Source organism: Comamonas denitrificans, assembly GCF_042654745.1.
Lineage (GTDB): Bacteria > Pseudomonadota > Gammaproteobacteria > Burkholderiales > Burkholderiaceae_C > Comamonas > Comamonas denitrificans.
Map to the genome: position 1 here is coordinate 25131 of NZ_JBHSEY010000011.1, position 15398 is coordinate 40528.

The window sequence follows — 15398 nt, forward strand, 5'->3', positions numbered from 1 at the left end:
TCGGCCTTACTTGGCCAGGTTTTGCCAGGTTTCGATCACGGTATCGGGGTTCAGCGAGATCGAGACAATGCCCTTGTCGGCCAACCATTTGGCAAAGTCGGGATGGTCAGAAGGGCCTTGACCGCAAATACCCACGTATTTGCCCTTGGCCAAGCAGGCATCAATGGCGCGTTCGAGCATTTTCTTGACGGCCGGATCGCGCTCGTCAAAGTCTTTGGCCAGCAGCTCCAGGCCTGAGTCACGGTCCAAGCCCAGGGTCAGCTGGGTCAAATCGTTGGAGCCAATCGAGAAGCCATCAAAGAACTCTAGGAACTCTTCGGCCAAGATGGCGTTGGAGGGCACTTCGCACATCATGATCAGCTTCAGGCCATTTTCGCCGCGCTTCAAGCCGTTGTCGGCCAGCAGCTCGGTCACGCGCTCGGCTTGCTTCAAGGTGCGCACGAAGGGGATCATGATCTCCACGTTGGTCAGGCCCATGTCTTCGCGCACGCGGCGCAGGGCTTCGCACTCCATCTTGAAAGCTTCGCCGAAGTCTTCGGAGATGTAACGCGCTGCGCCACGGAAGCCGAGCATCGGGTTTTCTTCTTCCGGCTCGTAGCGGCTGCCGCCGATCAGCTTGCGGTATTCGTTGGACTTGAAGTCCGACATGCGCACGATGACGGGCTTGGGCCAGAAAGCGGCGGCAATGGTGGCCACACCTTCCGCCACTTTATCAACGTAGAAGGCACGCGGCGAGGCATGGCCACGGGCCACGGATTCCACAGCCTTTTTCAGGTCAGCATCGACCGCGGGGTAGTCAAGAATAGCCTTGGGGTGAACACCAATGTTGTTGTTGATGATGAATTCCAAACGCGCCAGACCCACGCCGCCGTTGGGCAGTTGGGCAAAGTCAAAGGCCAGCTGGGGGTTGCCCACGTTCATCATGATCTTGGTGGCAATCTCGGGCATGGCACCGCGCTGCACTTCGGTCACTTCGGTTTCGATCAGGCCGTCGTAGATCTTGCCGGTGTCGCCCTCGGCGCAAGACACGGTCACCAAGGTGCCGTCTTTCAAGCGTGCCGTGGCATCGCCGCAACCCACCACGGCCGGAATGCCCAATTCACGCGCAATGATGGCAGCGTGGCAGGTACGGCCACCGCGGTTGGTGACAATCGCTGCGGCTTTTTTCATCACCGGCTCCCAGTTGGGGTCGGTCATGTCGGTGACCAGCACATCGCCAGCCTGCACCTGGTCCATTTGCGAAATGTCGCTCACCAAGCGCACAGTGCCGGTACCGATCTTCTGGCCAATGGCGCGGCCTTCAACCAGCACATTGCCGGTGCCTTTGAGCTTGTAACGCAGTTCGGCCTGGCCTTTGGACTGGCTTTTCACCGTCTCAGGACGCGCTTGCAGGATGTAGAGCTGGCCGTCGGTGCCGTCCTTACCCCACTCAATGTCCATCGGGCGGCCGTAGTGCTGCTCGATCACCAGGGCGTACTGGGCCAGCAACTGCACATCCGCGTCGGACAGCGAATAGCGGTTGCGCAGCTCAGGGGCCACATCGCAAGTTTTCACCAGCTTGCCGCTGGCAGCTTTTTCTTCGGGGGTGGCAAACACCATCTGGATCAGTTTGCTGCCCAGGTTGCGGCGAATCAGCGCCTGTTTGCCAGCCTTGAGCATGGGCTTGTGCACGTAGAACTCGTCCGGGTTCACAGCGCCTTGCACCACAGTTTCGCCCAGGCCGTAGCTGGAGGTGATGAACACCACGTCTTCAAAGCCCGATTCGGTGTCGATGGTGAACATCACACCGGCGGCACCCAGGTCAGAGCGCACCATGCGCTGCACACCAGCAGACAGGGCCACCACGTCGTGCTCAAAGCCTTTGTGGACGCGGTAAGAAATGGCACGGTCGTTGTAGAGCGAAGCGAACACTTCTTTCATTTTGTGCAGCACATCTTCGATGCCCACCACGTTCAAGAAGGTTTCTTGCTGACCGGCAAACGAAGCGTCGGGCAGGTCTTCGGCCGTGGCCGAAGAGCGCACCGCAAACGAAGCGGCGCTGTTGCCCCCTTGCAAGGTGTCAAAAGCCTCGCGAATGGCTTTTTCCAGATCGGCGGGGAAGGGCTGGGCTTCGACCATGGCGCGGATTTCGGCACCCACTTGGGCCAAAGCGCGCACATCGTCCACGTCCAAGGCTTTTAATTTGGCGGAGATTTTCTCGGCCAGACCTTCAAACGCCAGAAATTGGCGAAAAGCGTGGGCTGTGGTGGCAAAGCCGGTGGGCACGCGCACGCCCTGAGGCAGCTGCGAGATCATCTCGCCTAGCGAGGCGTTTTTACCGCCAACAACCTCCACATCCTCCATGCGCAGTTGCTCAAAGGGCACGACCAGAGCATTCGCAGCAAAGCGTTCAGACATAACAAACTCCAAAGTTAAAAAATCGGCAGCGTCTGCGCGGTGCAAGTCACTTTGCTTGGTTTTCGTTGTGGGACTTCATCGGGCAGAGGCAGGAATCTGACAAATAATCGGCGATTGTAGGGCCGGGCAGCCAAAACAATGGCCAAATCCGGCAGTTTCTGACCCCACTGGAGAGGCAAGTGTATGCATACACGCACGGTTTTTGTGATTTCGGACGGCACGGGCATCACCGCCGAGACCTTTGGCACTGCGTTAATGGCGCAATTTGATATCACCCCCCGCATCGTGCGCATTCCCTTTGTCGATACCGTCGATAAAGCCCACCAGGCGGTGCGCCAAATCAATCACAGTGGTGAAGTGGAGGGAAAAAACCCCATCGTTTTCAGCACCCTGGTCAATCCAGACGTAGTGGCCGTGGTCACCCAGCACTGCAAGGGTTTGCTCATGGACATGTTTGGCACCTTTGTGCAGCCGCTGGAAGATGAGCTGGGCCTGAAAAGCCAGCACCGCGTTGGGCGCTTTAGCGACATCAGCCAAAGCAAGGAATACCTCAACCGCATGGAGGCCATCAACTACACCCTGGCGCACGACGATGGGCAGACGCACGCCGACCTGTCGGGGGCCGATGTGGTGCTGATTGGTGTAAGCCGCTCGGGCAAGACCCCCACCAGCCTGTACCTGGCGATGCAATTTGGCCTGAAAGTGGCCAACTACCCGCTGATTCCTGAAGATTTCGATCGCAAGCAGCTGCCCCCGGTGCTGGAGCCGATCCGCAAAAAACTGTTTGGCCTGACGATTGACCCCCAGCGCCTGTCCGATATCCGCAACGAGCGCCGCCCCAATTCGCGCTACGCCAGCTTGCAAAATTGCCGCCACGAGGTGGCCGAGGCCGAGGCCATGATGCGCCGCGCCGGGGTGCAGTGGCTCTCAAGCACGCACAAATCGATTGAAGAGATCTCCACCACCGTGCTGCAGCAAGTGCTGCCCCAGCGCCTGGGGGTGAATTTGAACGGTTAAACTTGCGCCCCTCTTCGCACGGGCCCATCGGGGGCCGGTGCCATGGGTTCCCTCACCCCCATGCTTGCTTTGCCCAAAAAGGACTTTTATGTTTGAGCTCCCGGCAACGGCCCAGCGCAACGCGCTCGTGGCCCTGATCGCCTTTCACATCACCCTCATCATTGCCAGCAACTACCTGGTGCAACTGCCCATTACCCTGTGGGGCTGGCATACCACCTGGGGCGCATTCAGCTTTCCGTTTATCTTTTTGGCCACCGATTTAACGGTACGCCTGATTGGCAAACCGGCCGCCAGAATCGTCATTGCCCGGGTCATGCTGCCCGCACTGGTCGCTTCCTACATCGTCTCGGTGCTGTTTCACGATGGCGCGTTTGCCGGCTGGGAGAGCTTGGCCACCTTCAACGCCTTTGTGTTCCGCATTTCCTTGGCCAGCTTTATGGCTTATGTGCTGGGGCAGCTGCTCGATATTCAGGTGTTTGACCGCCTGCGCCAGTGGCCCCAGTGGTGGATTGCGCCGGCCGCCTCGGGCATTGTTGGTCAGGCGGCCGATACGCTGATGTTTTTCAGCGTGGCGTTCTGGCGCAGCTCCAACCCGTTTATGGCGGCCAACTGGATGGAGATTGCCCTGGTCGATTACGTAATCAAGCTGCTGGTGAGCCTGGCGGTGTTTGTGCCGCTGTACGGTGCCTTGCTCAAAACCTTGCTCAAACTGCTGCCGCGCCAGCCGTTGGTGGCTGCGGCCCGCTAAAACGGCAGCACACCACCCCATAAAAACAATAGCTGTTTGCGCTGATTTAATAAGTAATTCAAAGCAAAATTGCCTTGAAAACGTTTTAAATTAAGCGCAAACAGCTTTTATTTTTAAATCAGGCATTCACCCGCTTTTTGCGGCTGGGCCTGCAAAGCCTGCACGCGCAAACGGGCTGCGGCTATATCAAACGCGCTGCCATCGGGCAGGTGGCGGCCATCCAGGCAATCGGGGATGGCGGCTAGCGCTGTCAGCGGTTGCACCGCCTCCACCCGAATGCGCAGCAGTGCAGCGCCCTCGCCACCGCCAACACTGTGTGCCATGGGCACGGGGCCATGCTGCTGCAATTGCCCCAGGGTGTAGCGGCGGGCATCCATGGTGGGGTCGTTGGGGTCATCCGGGTTGGGCTGGCCGTAGCGCTGGCCCGCAATTTCAAAGCAATACGGCTGGGGCTGGTGCCAGCCCAAAACGGTTTGCACGATGCGGTGCAGTTGCGCCAAAGAAGTGCGCTCTGCCACGACCAAGCGCCGCCAGACGGCAGGGGTTGTGCCTTGCAACTGCACATGCAACTGGTAAGCACAACGGGACACAGACGGCGGCATGAAAACACTCCTTCAAGGTCAAAAAAACCGCCATTTAAGAGCAGCCACGCCCACGCTGCTGGGGCGTGGGCAAGAAAGTCCGCCTCCCGGGTGGGTATGGCGGCGGCCAATTACGCTGAATCGGCAGCGCTGGTAAAGGCATCGGCAAAAAATGCTTCGGCAGGCAGATTGCGGGTCGCGATAAAGCTTTGCCGCGCCGCCTCGACCATCGCCGGGGCACCGCAGGCGTACACCTCAAAAGGGGCCAGATCCGCAAAATCATCCAGCACGGCTTGGTGTACCCACCCTGTGCGGCCCTGCCAATTGTCCTCAGGCAACGCATCCGAAACCACGGGCACAAAGTTCAAGCCCCCGGGCAAGCGATGCGCCTGAATCCAGTCGGCCCGGTAAATATCGTGTGGGCGCCGCCCCCCCCAATACAGCATCACCGGGCGGCGGCTGCCCAGGTATTCCAAGTGCTGCAAGATGGCTTGAATGGGGGCAAAACCCGTGCCAGAGGCGATAAAAATCAAGGGCTTTTGGCTGTTAGGCTGCAAGAAAAAGCTGCCAAACGGGCCTTCAACGCGCAGGATGTCCTTTTCCTTCATCCCGCCAAACACCTGGTCGGTGAACACGCCACCGGGCATGTGGCGAATGTGCAGCTCCATGCCGGGGTTGTCGGCCTGGGTGTGCGGTGCGTTGGCCATGGAATACGCCCGGCGGGTGCCGTCGCGCAATAAAAACTCAATGTATTGCCCGGCAAAGTACACAAATTTTTCGGTGGCCGGCAGCTGCAGCTGCACTTGCATGACATCGGGGCTCAAACGCGCAAGGCTGCGCACCCGCACGGGCATTTTCTTGATGGGCGGCAAGCCTTCCAAGCTCACTTGGCGCGACTCCAGCACCACATCGCTGTGGGCGGTGGCACGACAGGTCAAGATCACACCGTGGCGCGCCTCTTCCTCGCTCAGGGCATGGGCCGAATGGCTGCCATGCGTGGTGCTGCCGCTCAATTTTTGGCACTTGCACGAGCCGCAGGCCCCGTCCTTGCAGCCATAGGGCAGGCCCACCCCGGCCTCGATGGCGGCGGCCAAAATGGTTTGGCCTTCGCGCACCATAAAACTGCGGCCACTGGGCTGGATGGTGACTTGGCAAGCGTTGTCTGCGCTCATATCTTGGCTATCCTTCCTTATTTTCAGCACTGGCCCCGTGCCAGGAAAGGCCGAATTGTGCCCACAAACGCAAAACCATACCCCCGCCCGCCACGCATCCGCCCCCAGCCGCTGGCCCCATTTCGCCGCCTGCGCGTACTCATTGTCGGGTGTGGCGATGTGGGCCAGCGCTGCGCCCGCCTGCTGCTCGATCGCGGGGTGCGGGTGCTGGCGCTAACTTCCAACCCACAGAGCCAGGCCGTGCTGCAAGCCCAGGGCATCACCCCCTTGCTGGGCAACTTGGATGCCCCGGCCAGCCTGCGCCGCCTGGCTGGTTTGGCCCCTTATGTGCTGCACCTGGCCCCGCCACCGGGCCACGGCCCGCACGACACCCGCACCCGCGCCCTGCTGCAGACGCTGAGCCAAACTTCAGCGCCCCGGGCGCTGGCCTATGTCTCGACCACCGGGGTGTATGGCGATTGCGCCGGCGCTTGGGTGGATGAAACCCGCCCCGTGGCCCCCAGCACCGCCCGCGCCCAGCGGCGTGTGGATGCGGAAACGCGATTGCAGCGCTGGGCGAAACACCGGCGCGTGCGCCTGAGCGTTTTGCGGGCCCCCGGCATTTATGCGCCCAATCGCCCCCATGGCACGCCCCAAGAGCGGTTGCGCAACAACCTGCCCATCTTGGCCGCGGCCGACGATGTGTTTACCAACCATATTCATGCCGACGATTTGGCCCTGGCCTGCCTGCTGGCCCTGTTTCGCGCTCGGCCCTTGCGGGCCATGAACGTGTGCGACGACCGCCAGCTGCGCATGGGCGATTATTTTGAGCAGGCGGCCGATGTGTACGGCCTGCCGCGCCCACCGCGCATCTCGCGCAGCCAGGCGCAAGAACAGCTCTCGCCCCTGAGCCTGAGCTTTATGAGCGAATCGCGCCGCCTCTCCAATCGCCGTTTAAAAACAGAACTCAGAATGCGTTTGCGCTGGCCCGATGTGTTGCAAGGCTTGGCGGCAGGCCTTGGGCAGGCTGCCGATCAAGGCCGGGGCCGCACATTGCCCTTGCCGTCGTAGCACCGAAACACATTGCACTGCCAGCGCACTTCGGGCTCGGGCGGCGGGGGCCTGCCATGCGGTGGCCGCGGGCGGTGGTGGGGGGGATAAGCTCCCACCGAGCCGGGGTACACCGGATAAGGCACCACCACAGGTGCAGCAGGATTGGCGGGCGGCTGAATGATTTGCACCGGGGGCTGCCGCGCCGCTGCGGCGGCGGCTTGGGCTGCGGCTTTTTCCGCCTCTAATCGGCGCTGGGCCTGGGTGCGGGCCTGCTCCACCTGCCAGCGGGCTTGGGCCTCTTCGTATTGGCGCTCTTGCGCGGCTTTTTCCTGCGGTGAAAGGGCCGGCACCACCTCCTGGCTGCGCTGGTCAGCGCTGCAACTGCCGTCGGTGTACGTCACCTTGCCCGTGCGGGCATCGGTGCAGCGCTGCACCTGGGCCTGCGCCGGCAGCAAGGCCGTAACAACCGTGAACAACAACAGGGGTAGAAAAATTTTGCAGCGCATAGTGCCCAGAACTGTGCCCAGTTCAAGCGGCACTGACAAGAGAATAATAAATAGCATCTACCGCTTTATTTTTGCTATTTTTTGGTGTTTTTCAATAAAAAAAGGCGTACTTAGTACGCCTCTTGCTATGCAATTAAAGCACTGACTTATTTCAGTGCCTTGTAGCGGAAACGCTTGGGCGCAGCGCCCTCTTCGCCCAGGCGGCGTTTCTTGTCGGCCTCGTACTCTTGGTAGTTGCCGTCAAAGAACACCCATTGCGAGTCGCCCTCAGCGGCCAGGATGTGGGTGGCGATGCGGTCCAAAAACCAGCGGTCATGGCTGATGACCAGCACCGTGCCGGCGTATTCGAGCAGGGCATCCTCCAGGGCACGCAGGGTTTCCACGTCCAAGTCGTTGGAGGGCTCGTCCAGCAGCAGCACGTTGCCGCCTTGAATCAAGGTTTTCGCCAAGTGCAGGCGACCACGCTCACCGCCGGAGAGGTTGCCAACTTTCTTTTGCTGGTCCTGACCGCTGAAGTTAAAGCGCCCGCAGTAAGCGCGGCTGGCCATTTGGAATTTGCCGATGTTCAAAATATCCAGGCCACCCGAGACATCTTCCCACACGGTTTTATCGTCCGAGAGGCTGTCACGCGACTGGTCCACATAGGCCAGTTGCACGGTTTGACCGATTTCCACCGTGCCGCTATCGGGCTGCTCTTTGCCCGCAATCAGCTTGAACAGCGTGGATTTACCCGCGCCGTTGGGGCCGATGATGCCGACGATGGCCCCAGCGGGCACGTTCATCGACAGGTTGTCAATTAACAAACGGTCGCCAAAGGCTTTGGAGACGTTTTTAAATTCGATCACCTTGCTGCCCAAACGCTCGGCCACAGGAATAAAGATTTCCTGGGTTTCATTGCGTTTTTGGTATTCGTAATCGCTCAGCTCTTCAAAACGGGCAATGCGGGCTTTGGATTTTGTCTGGCGACCTTTGGCATTTTGGCGCACCCATTCCAGCTCTTTTTTCAAGGCTTTGGCGCGGGCCTCTTCCCCTTTTTGCTCTTGCTCCAGGCGGTTGCCTTTTTGCAGCAGCCAGTCGGAATAATTGCCCTTGTAGGGAATGCCATGGCCACGGTCCAGCTCCAAAATCCACTCGGCCGCGTTATCCAGGAAGTAGCGATCGTGGGTAATGGCCACCACGGTGCCGGTAAAGCGGTGCAAGAACTGCTCCAGCCAATCGACCGATTCAGCGTCCAAGTGGTTGGTCGGCTCGTCCAGCAGCAGCATATCGGGCTTGGACAGCAGCAACTTGCACAGCGCCACGCGGCGCTTTTCACCGCCCGAGAGCTTGCCCACCACCGCATCCCAAGGGGGCAGGCGCAAGGCATCGGCGGCAATCTCTAATTGGTGCTCACTGTCTGTGCCTGCGGCAGCAATGATGGCCTCCAACTCGCCTTGCTCGGCCGCCAGGGCATCAAAGTCGGCATCTTCTTCGGCATACGCGGCATACACCTCTTCGAGGCGGGCCTTGGCCTTGTTCACCTCGGCCATGGCCTCTTCCACCGCTTCGCGCACCGTGTGCTCGGGGTTGAGCTGGGGCTCTTGGGGCAGGTAACCAATCGACAGCCCCGCCATGGGAATGGCTTCGCCCTCGAACTCCTTGTCCACGCCCGCCATGATCTTCAAGAGCGAAGATTTACCCGAACCATTCAGGCCCAGCACACCGATTTTGGCCCCGGGAAAGAACGACAAAGAGATATCTTTCAAGATCTGGCGCTTGGGCGGCACCGTCTTGGTCAAGTGATTCATCGAGAAAACGTATTGAGCCATGGGTCTTTCAAATAAGAAATTTTTGCAATTAATGTGCTGTCTTTTTGCAGCAACCAACCCGCAATTATCAACGCATGCGACAATATCGGCTACCCAGGGATCCAGTTACCCTGGACTTTGGCCTTTTTGCGAAGCCTTCCAGCGCCTACCCACGCACTGCGACCGTCTTTAAAACCAAGGTCAGCCCATTCACCTAGAGACTGGCCCGGCTGCCCGCAAGGGGCGGCCCTGCAAGGTGAGTAAATTTTGAAAACAAGCACCTAACCCCAACGCCCAGGATGGGCGTATTGCCACAACAATGACATTTGAAGAACTGAACTTGGCTCCGGCCATCGTCCAAGCCGTACACGAGCAGGGCTACACCACCCCCACCCCGATTCAAGAACAAGCCATACCCGCCGTTTTGGCCGGTCACGACTTGCTCGCTGGTGCCCAAACCGGCACCGGGAAAACGGCGGCGTTTTCGCTGCCCATCCTGCACCGCCTGACCCAAGGCGGCACGCAAAAACCCGCTGGCGGCATCCGCGCGCTGATCTTGAGCCCCACGCGCGAATTGGCCGCGCAGATTGAGGACAACCTGCGCTCCTACGCCCAACATCTGCCCGTCAAATCGACCGTCATCTTCGGCGGCGTGGGCATGAAGCCACAAATCGACCGTATCCGCAAAGGCATCGACATCCTGGTCGCCACGCCAGGCCGGTTGCTCGATTTGCAGCAGCAAGGCCTGCTGGATTTGTCCCACGTGGAAGTGCTGGTGCTCGATGAGGCTGACCGCATGCTGGACATGGGCTTTATTCACGATGTGAAAAAAATCCTGGCCCTGGTGCCCAAAGACAAGCAAAGCCTGCTGTTTTCGGCCACCTTCAGCGACGACATCCGCGAGCTGGCGGGCACCTTGCTGAAAAACCCGCAAAGCATCCAAGTGACACCGCGCAACACCACCGTGCAGCGCATCACCCAGATCATCCACCCCGTTGGCCGCCGCAAGAAAAAAGAAGCCCTGCTGCACATCATCCAAGAGCACAACTGGAGCCAGGTGCTGGTTTTTACCCGCACCAAATTTGGCGCCAACCATGTGGCTGAATACCTGACCAAGCACGGTGTCACCGCTATGGCTTTGCATGGCAACAAAAGCCAAAGCGCGCGCACTCAAGCGCTAGCAGGCTTTAAAACTGGCGAACTGCGTGCGCTGGTAGCTACTGATATTGCAGCGCGTGGCATTGATATTGACGAGCTGCCGCACGTCGTGAACTACGAAATCCCGAACGTTCCAGAAGACTACGTACACCGCATTGGCCGCACGGGCCGCGCGGGGCGCGAAGGCCATGCCGTCAGCATGGTGTGCTTGGACGAAGAAGGTTTCATGATGGAAATCGAACGCTTCACCAAGCAAGAAATCCCCGTGCAGGTGCTGCCCGACTTTGGCCCTGAAGAGGGTGAAAAAGCCGAGCCCATCGCCATGGGCCGCCAAACCATTTGGGGCGGTGCTGGCAAGCCCCCCAGCCGGGAAGTCATGCAGGCAGCGGCCAAAGCCGCGCGCCAAGAGATGATGGAGCGCATCCGCAGCACTAAAACCGCCCAACCCAACCGAGGCGGTGGCCGTGGTGGCCGCAAACCGGTGGCCGAAGCCGCCGCCCAAGCCAGCGGCGAAGGCCACCCCGACCAGGGCAGCGCCACCCCAGGGGACACGGGCCCACGCCGTGGCGGCCAAGGCTACAACCGCTCGCGCCAGCGCCCAGGCCGCAGCAGCACACGCCCGGGCGAAGGCTTGGCACCGATGCGAGAAAGCCGCCCTCCCCGCACTAACACCAGCAGCAGCCACAACCGCCCCCCCCGCAGCGAAGGGCCGGATTACGAAGGCGGCGCGAGCAGCCGGTTTGAATTCCAGCCCCCCACCGATGCCCACCTGGGCACCCAGCTGGGCCGCCCCCGCAAACCCGCCCGCGCTGGCGGCAGCAGCGGCCAGCCCGACCCCACCCGCACCAGCGTGGACCTGATGGTCGATCGCCCGCGCCGTGGCGGCCCCGGCTTCAGTGGCGGCCCCGGCTTTGCCGGCAACCGCCGCCGCAGCGGTGGAGGTGGCGGCAACTTCGGCCGCTAAGAACGTGTTCATGGTCTCGAATGAAGGTGTGGGGGATGCGGTTCGGGATGGGTTGCGAGGCGCAAACCACAGCAATAGCTTGGCTATTGCGAGGATTTGCAACGACGCAGACCGCCCGAAGCCGCGCCCACACACCCATGAGGAGATCGTGAACACGTTCTAAGTCCTTCTGTTCAGGCCCCAGGCATTGCTATGCTCTGGGGCCTTTGTGTTTTTAGGCCAGTTCTTTTGCGATTTTGAGATGTTTGGCCGCCAGAGCCACACTCTGGCCACTTGCGGTAGACCACATATGACAAAACCCCTTGCCCTTGTTGTTTCCCCCACCCCTGCCCATGGCGTGACCGCCAGGCCACGCCACCTGGCCTGGATGGTCGGCGTGCTGGCCTTAAGCGCCTGCACCAGCGTGCCATTGCCCGAATGGCCCGGTACCAGCGGCACCACCACCACAACGACACCCGCAGCGCCAGCCTCCCCCCCAGCGGCCACGGCCCCTGCTGTGAGCACCAGCCCTATCAGCCAATCGCGCGTGCACGCCCTGCCCTACAGCGCTACCGTGGCCGCCCTCTTTCCTGAACCCGACCAACGCTACCGCACCCCCGGTTTGGCACCAGAGCGCAGCAGCTTTACCAGCAACGCTGAATTGGCCGAGCTGCTGCAGCAACTGCCCCACCACAGCACCCCAAGCACCGGCAGCAGCGACGATGGCGTGCGCATCGCCGTGCTGCCGGCCGGAAATTCACAAAATGGCCGGGCGATTGCTGCCGTCTTGGCCGCCCAAAGCGCAGACCTCACCCCCAGCAGCCTGGATGCCACGCAGCGCCCCATGGTCATGATCGTGGCAGGCCAGCAAGGCAATGCACCGGCATCGACCGAAGCCGTTTTGGCCCTGCTGCAAGAGCTGGATGACGGCGGCTTGCTGCGCCCCATGCTCAGGCACATCAACTTGCTGCTGGTGCCCCGGGCCAATCCTGATGGCTTTGAAACCCAGCAAGCAACCACGGCCAATGGCACCGATCTGCGCCACGACCATTTGCGCCTGCAAACCCCCGAGGCCCGCGCTTTGGCACAGCTGATCACCCTGTACCGCCCGGCCGTGGTGCTCGATGCGGGCGAGTTTGCCGCCCTGGGGCCAACCCAAACCCGCTTCAACGCCACCCGCGCGAACGACATGGGCGTGCAATACGCCATGACCGCCAATGCGCATGAGTTTGTTACCAAAGCCGCCAAGGAATGGTTTTTTCAGCCCATGACCAGCCGCTTGGCACAAGCGGGCTTGCGCACCGACGCCCTGGCCGAGCCCACCGGCAACAGTGCCGAGGCAGGCTTTGCCATGGACACCGTGCAGCCCACCACCCTGACCAACATCGCCGCCCTGAAAAACGCCATTGGCCTGACCGTGCAAAGCCGGGGCAGCGACCTGGGGCTGCTGCACGCCCAACGCCGTGTGCATGGCCTGGTGCAAGCCATGCTCTCCGTGCTCGATAGCGCCAGCACGCGCGCCAGGGATTTGGCCCAAGTTGCCACCTTCGCCAGCCGCGACATTGCCAGCCAAGCCTGCCAAGGCAACCTGCTGGTGCAGGCCCAAGGCGTACACGAAAAGCGTGAATTGCCCCTGATCGACCTGACCAGCAGCCACATCACCCCCACCCTGGTGGCTTGGCAATCGGCCCTGGGCCTGAGTGCCACCGAGCAGCGCAGCCGCCCCTGCGGCTACTGGCTCTCGCCCGAGGCGCGCAACACCGCCGCCCAACTCGATCAGTTGGGCCTGCAAGTGCTGCGCGTTGCCGAGCTCTCGCCCCTGGTGGCCGATGGCTACACCGACCAGGGCGGCCACATCGTGACCCAGCGCCTCTTGGCCGATGCCATCCCCGGCAGCTACTACGTCAGCCTCAACCAAGGCCACGCCAACTTGGCCACCGCGCTGCTCGAGCCCGATACCCCTTACAGCAGCTACGCCCAAGGCACCCAACTGGACTTAAGCCACGTGCTGCGCGTTGTCACGCCGGCCCCGCTGGTGTTTGAGGATGATGAGTAACCCCAGACAAAAACACTCTGCTTAAAAGCGAAATGCCATCAAAATGATGGCATTTCGCGCTTATGAAATAAGCATTTCAAGCCGATAAGGCCAAAAATTCCTTTTCATCATTAGCGCAAGCTGCTATTGAATTAGCAAGTGCCTGGCTGGGCCGATGCCCAGACTCTGGCACCTCCAGCGCTTGGCCCAAGTCAAACACCGCCACGGTGTGTACCAGCTCTTGGGCCTGCTGACTCAAGCTGAGCGCGGCGGCGGCCATCTCCTCGACCAAGGCGGCGTTTTGCTGCGTGGTTTGCTCCATTTGCACCACCGACTGGTTCACCTGGGCCACGCTCTGGCTTTGCGCGCTGCTGGCGGCCGTGATCTCTTGCATGATCTGGGCCACCTGGGCAATCGATTGCACCACTTCGGCCATGATCCGGCCGGTTTGATCCACCTCGTGCGTGCCCGCTTGCACACTGCCCAAGCTGCTGTGGATGAGCTGCTTGATCTCGCGGGCCGCGTCGGCGCTGCGCCCTGCCAGGGCCCGCACCTCGCTGGCCACCACGGCAAAACCGCGGCCCTGCTCACCGGCGCGGGCCGCTTCAACCGCCGCATTCAGCGCAAGAATATTGGTTTGGAAGGCAATCGCATCAATCACGCCAATGATGTCGCCAATGCGCCCGGCACTGGTTTGGATTTCCCCCATGCTGCGCACCACCGACTCCATGGCGGCCCCCCCTGGGTGGCCACCTGGCGGGCTTTTTGCGAAAGCTGGTTGGCCTGCTCAGCACTGACAGCGTTTTGGCGCACGGTGGTGTGCAGCTGCTCCATGGTGGCCGTGGTTTGCTGCAGGGCGCTGGCCTGGTGCTCAGTGCGGGCCGACAAATCCTGGTTGCTTTGCGAAATTTGCGCACTGGCCGAGGCAATGCCTTCCGAGCCTTGGCGCACCCGCCCCACCACTTGCACCAAACCGGCTTGCATTTGCTGCAGTGACAGCAACAAGCGGGCCGTTTCACTTTTGCCCACCACCTGGATGTTTTGCGTCAGCTTGCCCTCGGCCACCGCATCAGCCACACGCACAGCATCGGCAATCGGGCGGGTAATGCTGCGAATAATCCACAGCGACAAAATAGTTGCCCCCAATAAAACAATCATCGTGGCAGCGCCAATCACCCAATACATATTGGTCACCGACTGGCTGGCCACTTCGACCGATTGATTCATGAGTTTATTTTGCACATCCACCAGATTTTTTAATGCCGCATGGTAAGCATTGCGCTTATTGGGCATTTCTAAAATCAGCAAAAACAAAGCATCATCCAAACGACGATCGCGCACTAACTCAATATACCGATCTTGCGCATCAATGTATTCCAGGCGCGGCCCTTTGAAGGCTTCTAAAATTGCTTGCTCTTCTGCGTCCATCTCCTGGGTTTGCAAAAATTGCAGCGCCTCGGCAATTTTGGCCCGCGTAGCCGATACTTTTTCAATTAAATCCTCGTGGCTGGCGCTTTCCTTGTAATGCAGCATGTGGCTGATGGACAGTTCATTGGTATTGAGCAAGTCTTTGATTTCCTCAATTTTGACCACTTTAGGATATTGCTGGTGCATGACCGATTCAAAATCATCATGCAGATTTTTCGCCTTTCATAATGAAGTGGCGCTGATCAAAAATAACAACACCGCCATCAAGCCAAAACCAAGCGTCAGTTTGGTGCTAATTTTAAAATTATTAATATTCATTTACCCGTCTCCCTCAAGCATCCCAATTCATAACAATCGCTTACATTACTTGAAGAAGACTTACAGGCTGAAATAAAAACCGTGTAAACCACACGGGATTAGCGCAATTTTTGTCAGCAAAAAGACTTTTTGTTCAGCACCCAGTCACTTTTGTGATTATTTTGCGAAAAATTTATCAGGGTTATTCCGTAATTTTTTATGGGCTAGGGAAATCCTGCAAAACCCTCCGCAATGTTTGGTACATGTCAGCATGCAATGGCATCCTCACAGGCCATG

Annotated in this window: 12 protein-coding genes; 5 read left to right on the forward strand and 7 right to left on the reverse strand. The window is 59.9% G+C overall.

Features of this window, described 5'->3' with window-relative positions; translation table 11 throughout:
- Nucleotides 1-6 precede the first annotated feature (6 nt).
- Nucleotides 7-2397, reverse strand: a complete 2391-nt coding sequence (ppsA, locus tag ACFO24_RS03235) for a phosphoenolpyruvate synthase (RefSeq protein ID WP_377736795.1) — start codon at nt 2395-2397, stop codon at nt 7-9.
- 183 nt (nt 2398-2580) lie between these two features.
- Between ppsA and ppsR the strand changes: the two genes are divergently transcribed.
- Together ppsR and ACFO24_RS03245 are read left to right on the forward strand one after the other, a co-directional pair.
- Complete coding sequence (ppsR, locus tag ACFO24_RS03240) at nt 2581-3414, forward strand: posphoenolpyruvate synthetase regulatory kinase/phosphorylase PpsR (protein ID WP_377736796.1); 834 nt, start codon at nt 2581-2583, stop codon at nt 3412-3414.
- A gap of 88 nt (nt 3415-3502) precedes the next feature.
- On the forward strand, nt 3503-4162 hold the full coding sequence (locus ACFO24_RS03245) for a 7-cyano-7-deazaguanine/7-aminomethyl-7-deazaguanine transporter (protein ID WP_377736797.1): 660 nt from the start codon (nt 3503-3505) through the stop codon (nt 4160-4162).
- A 113-nt stretch (nt 4163-4275) separates the two neighbouring features.
- Here ACFO24_RS03245 and ACFO24_RS03250 read toward each other — a convergent pair whose 3' ends face one another.
- Entirely contained in the window at nt 4276-4764 is a 489-nt protein-coding gene (locus ACFO24_RS03250; protein ID WP_377736798.1) for a plasmid pRiA4b ORF-3 family protein, read from the reverse strand.
- Nucleotides 4765-4874: 110 nt separating this feature from the next.
- Nucleotides 4875-5915, reverse strand: coding sequence for a CDP-6-deoxy-delta-3,4-glucoseen reductase (locus ACFO24_RS03255; protein WP_377736800.1), 1041 nt, complete (start codon nt 5913-5915; stop codon nt 4875-4877).
- A gap of 57 nt (nt 5916-5972) precedes the next feature.
- Here ACFO24_RS03255 and ACFO24_RS03260 point away from each other — a divergent pair, with 57 nt between their 5' ends.
- Nucleotides 5973-6965 (forward strand): SDR family oxidoreductase, encoded by a 993-nt coding sequence (locus tag ACFO24_RS03260; protein ID WP_377736801.1) that lies wholly within the window; start codon nt 5973-5975, stop codon nt 6963-6965.
- Here ACFO24_RS03260 and ACFO24_RS03265 read toward each other — a convergent pair.
- A complete protein-coding gene (locus ACFO24_RS03265; protein ID WP_377736802.1) occupies nt 6929-7453 on the reverse strand; it encodes a DUF4124 domain-containing protein in 525 nt (174 codons plus the stop codon). The genes ACFO24_RS03260 and ACFO24_RS03265 overlap by 37 nt on opposite strands.
- 146 nt (nt 7454-7599) lie before the next feature.
- Nucleotides 7600-9261 (reverse strand): energy-dependent translational throttle protein EttA, encoded by a 1662-nt coding sequence (gene ettA / locus ACFO24_RS03270; RefSeq protein WP_377736803.1) that lies wholly within the window; start codon nt 9259-9261, stop codon nt 7600-7602.
- A 298-nt stretch (nt 9262-9559) separates the two neighbouring features.
- On the opposite strand from ettA, the gene ACFO24_RS03275 reads away from it, so the two are divergent.
- Both ACFO24_RS03275 and ACFO24_RS03280 read left to right on the forward strand, forming a co-directional pair.
- Nucleotides 9560-11362: a DEAD/DEAH box helicase gene (locus tag ACFO24_RS03275; protein WP_377736805.1), complete on the forward strand. Its 1803-nt coding sequence runs from the start codon at nt 9560-9562 to the stop codon at nt 11360-11362.
- A gap of 289 nt (nt 11363-11651) precedes the next feature.
- Nucleotides 11652-13397, forward strand: coding sequence for a M14 family zinc carboxypeptidase (locus ACFO24_RS03280; RefSeq protein ID WP_377736806.1), 1746 nt, complete (start codon nt 11652-11654; stop codon nt 13395-13397).
- A gap of 76 nt (nt 13398-13473) precedes the next feature.
- On the opposite strand, the gene ACFO24_RS03285 is transcribed toward ACFO24_RS03280, so the two are convergent.
- Both ACFO24_RS03285 and ACFO24_RS03290 read right to left on the reverse strand, forming a co-directional pair.
- Nucleotides 13474-14085 carry a methyl-accepting chemotaxis protein gene (locus ACFO24_RS03285; protein ID WP_377736807.1) on the reverse strand — a complete coding sequence of 204 codons (612 nt, stop codon included), beginning with the start codon at nt 14083-14085 and terminating at the stop codon, nt 13474-13476.
- Nucleotides 14034-15014, reverse strand: coding sequence for a methyl-accepting chemotaxis protein (locus ACFO24_RS03290; RefSeq protein ID WP_377736808.1), 981 nt, complete (start codon nt 15012-15014; stop codon nt 14034-14036). The genes ACFO24_RS03285 and ACFO24_RS03290 overlap by 52 nt, the downstream gene beginning before the upstream one ends.
- Nucleotides 15015-15398: the final 384 nt, after the last annotated feature.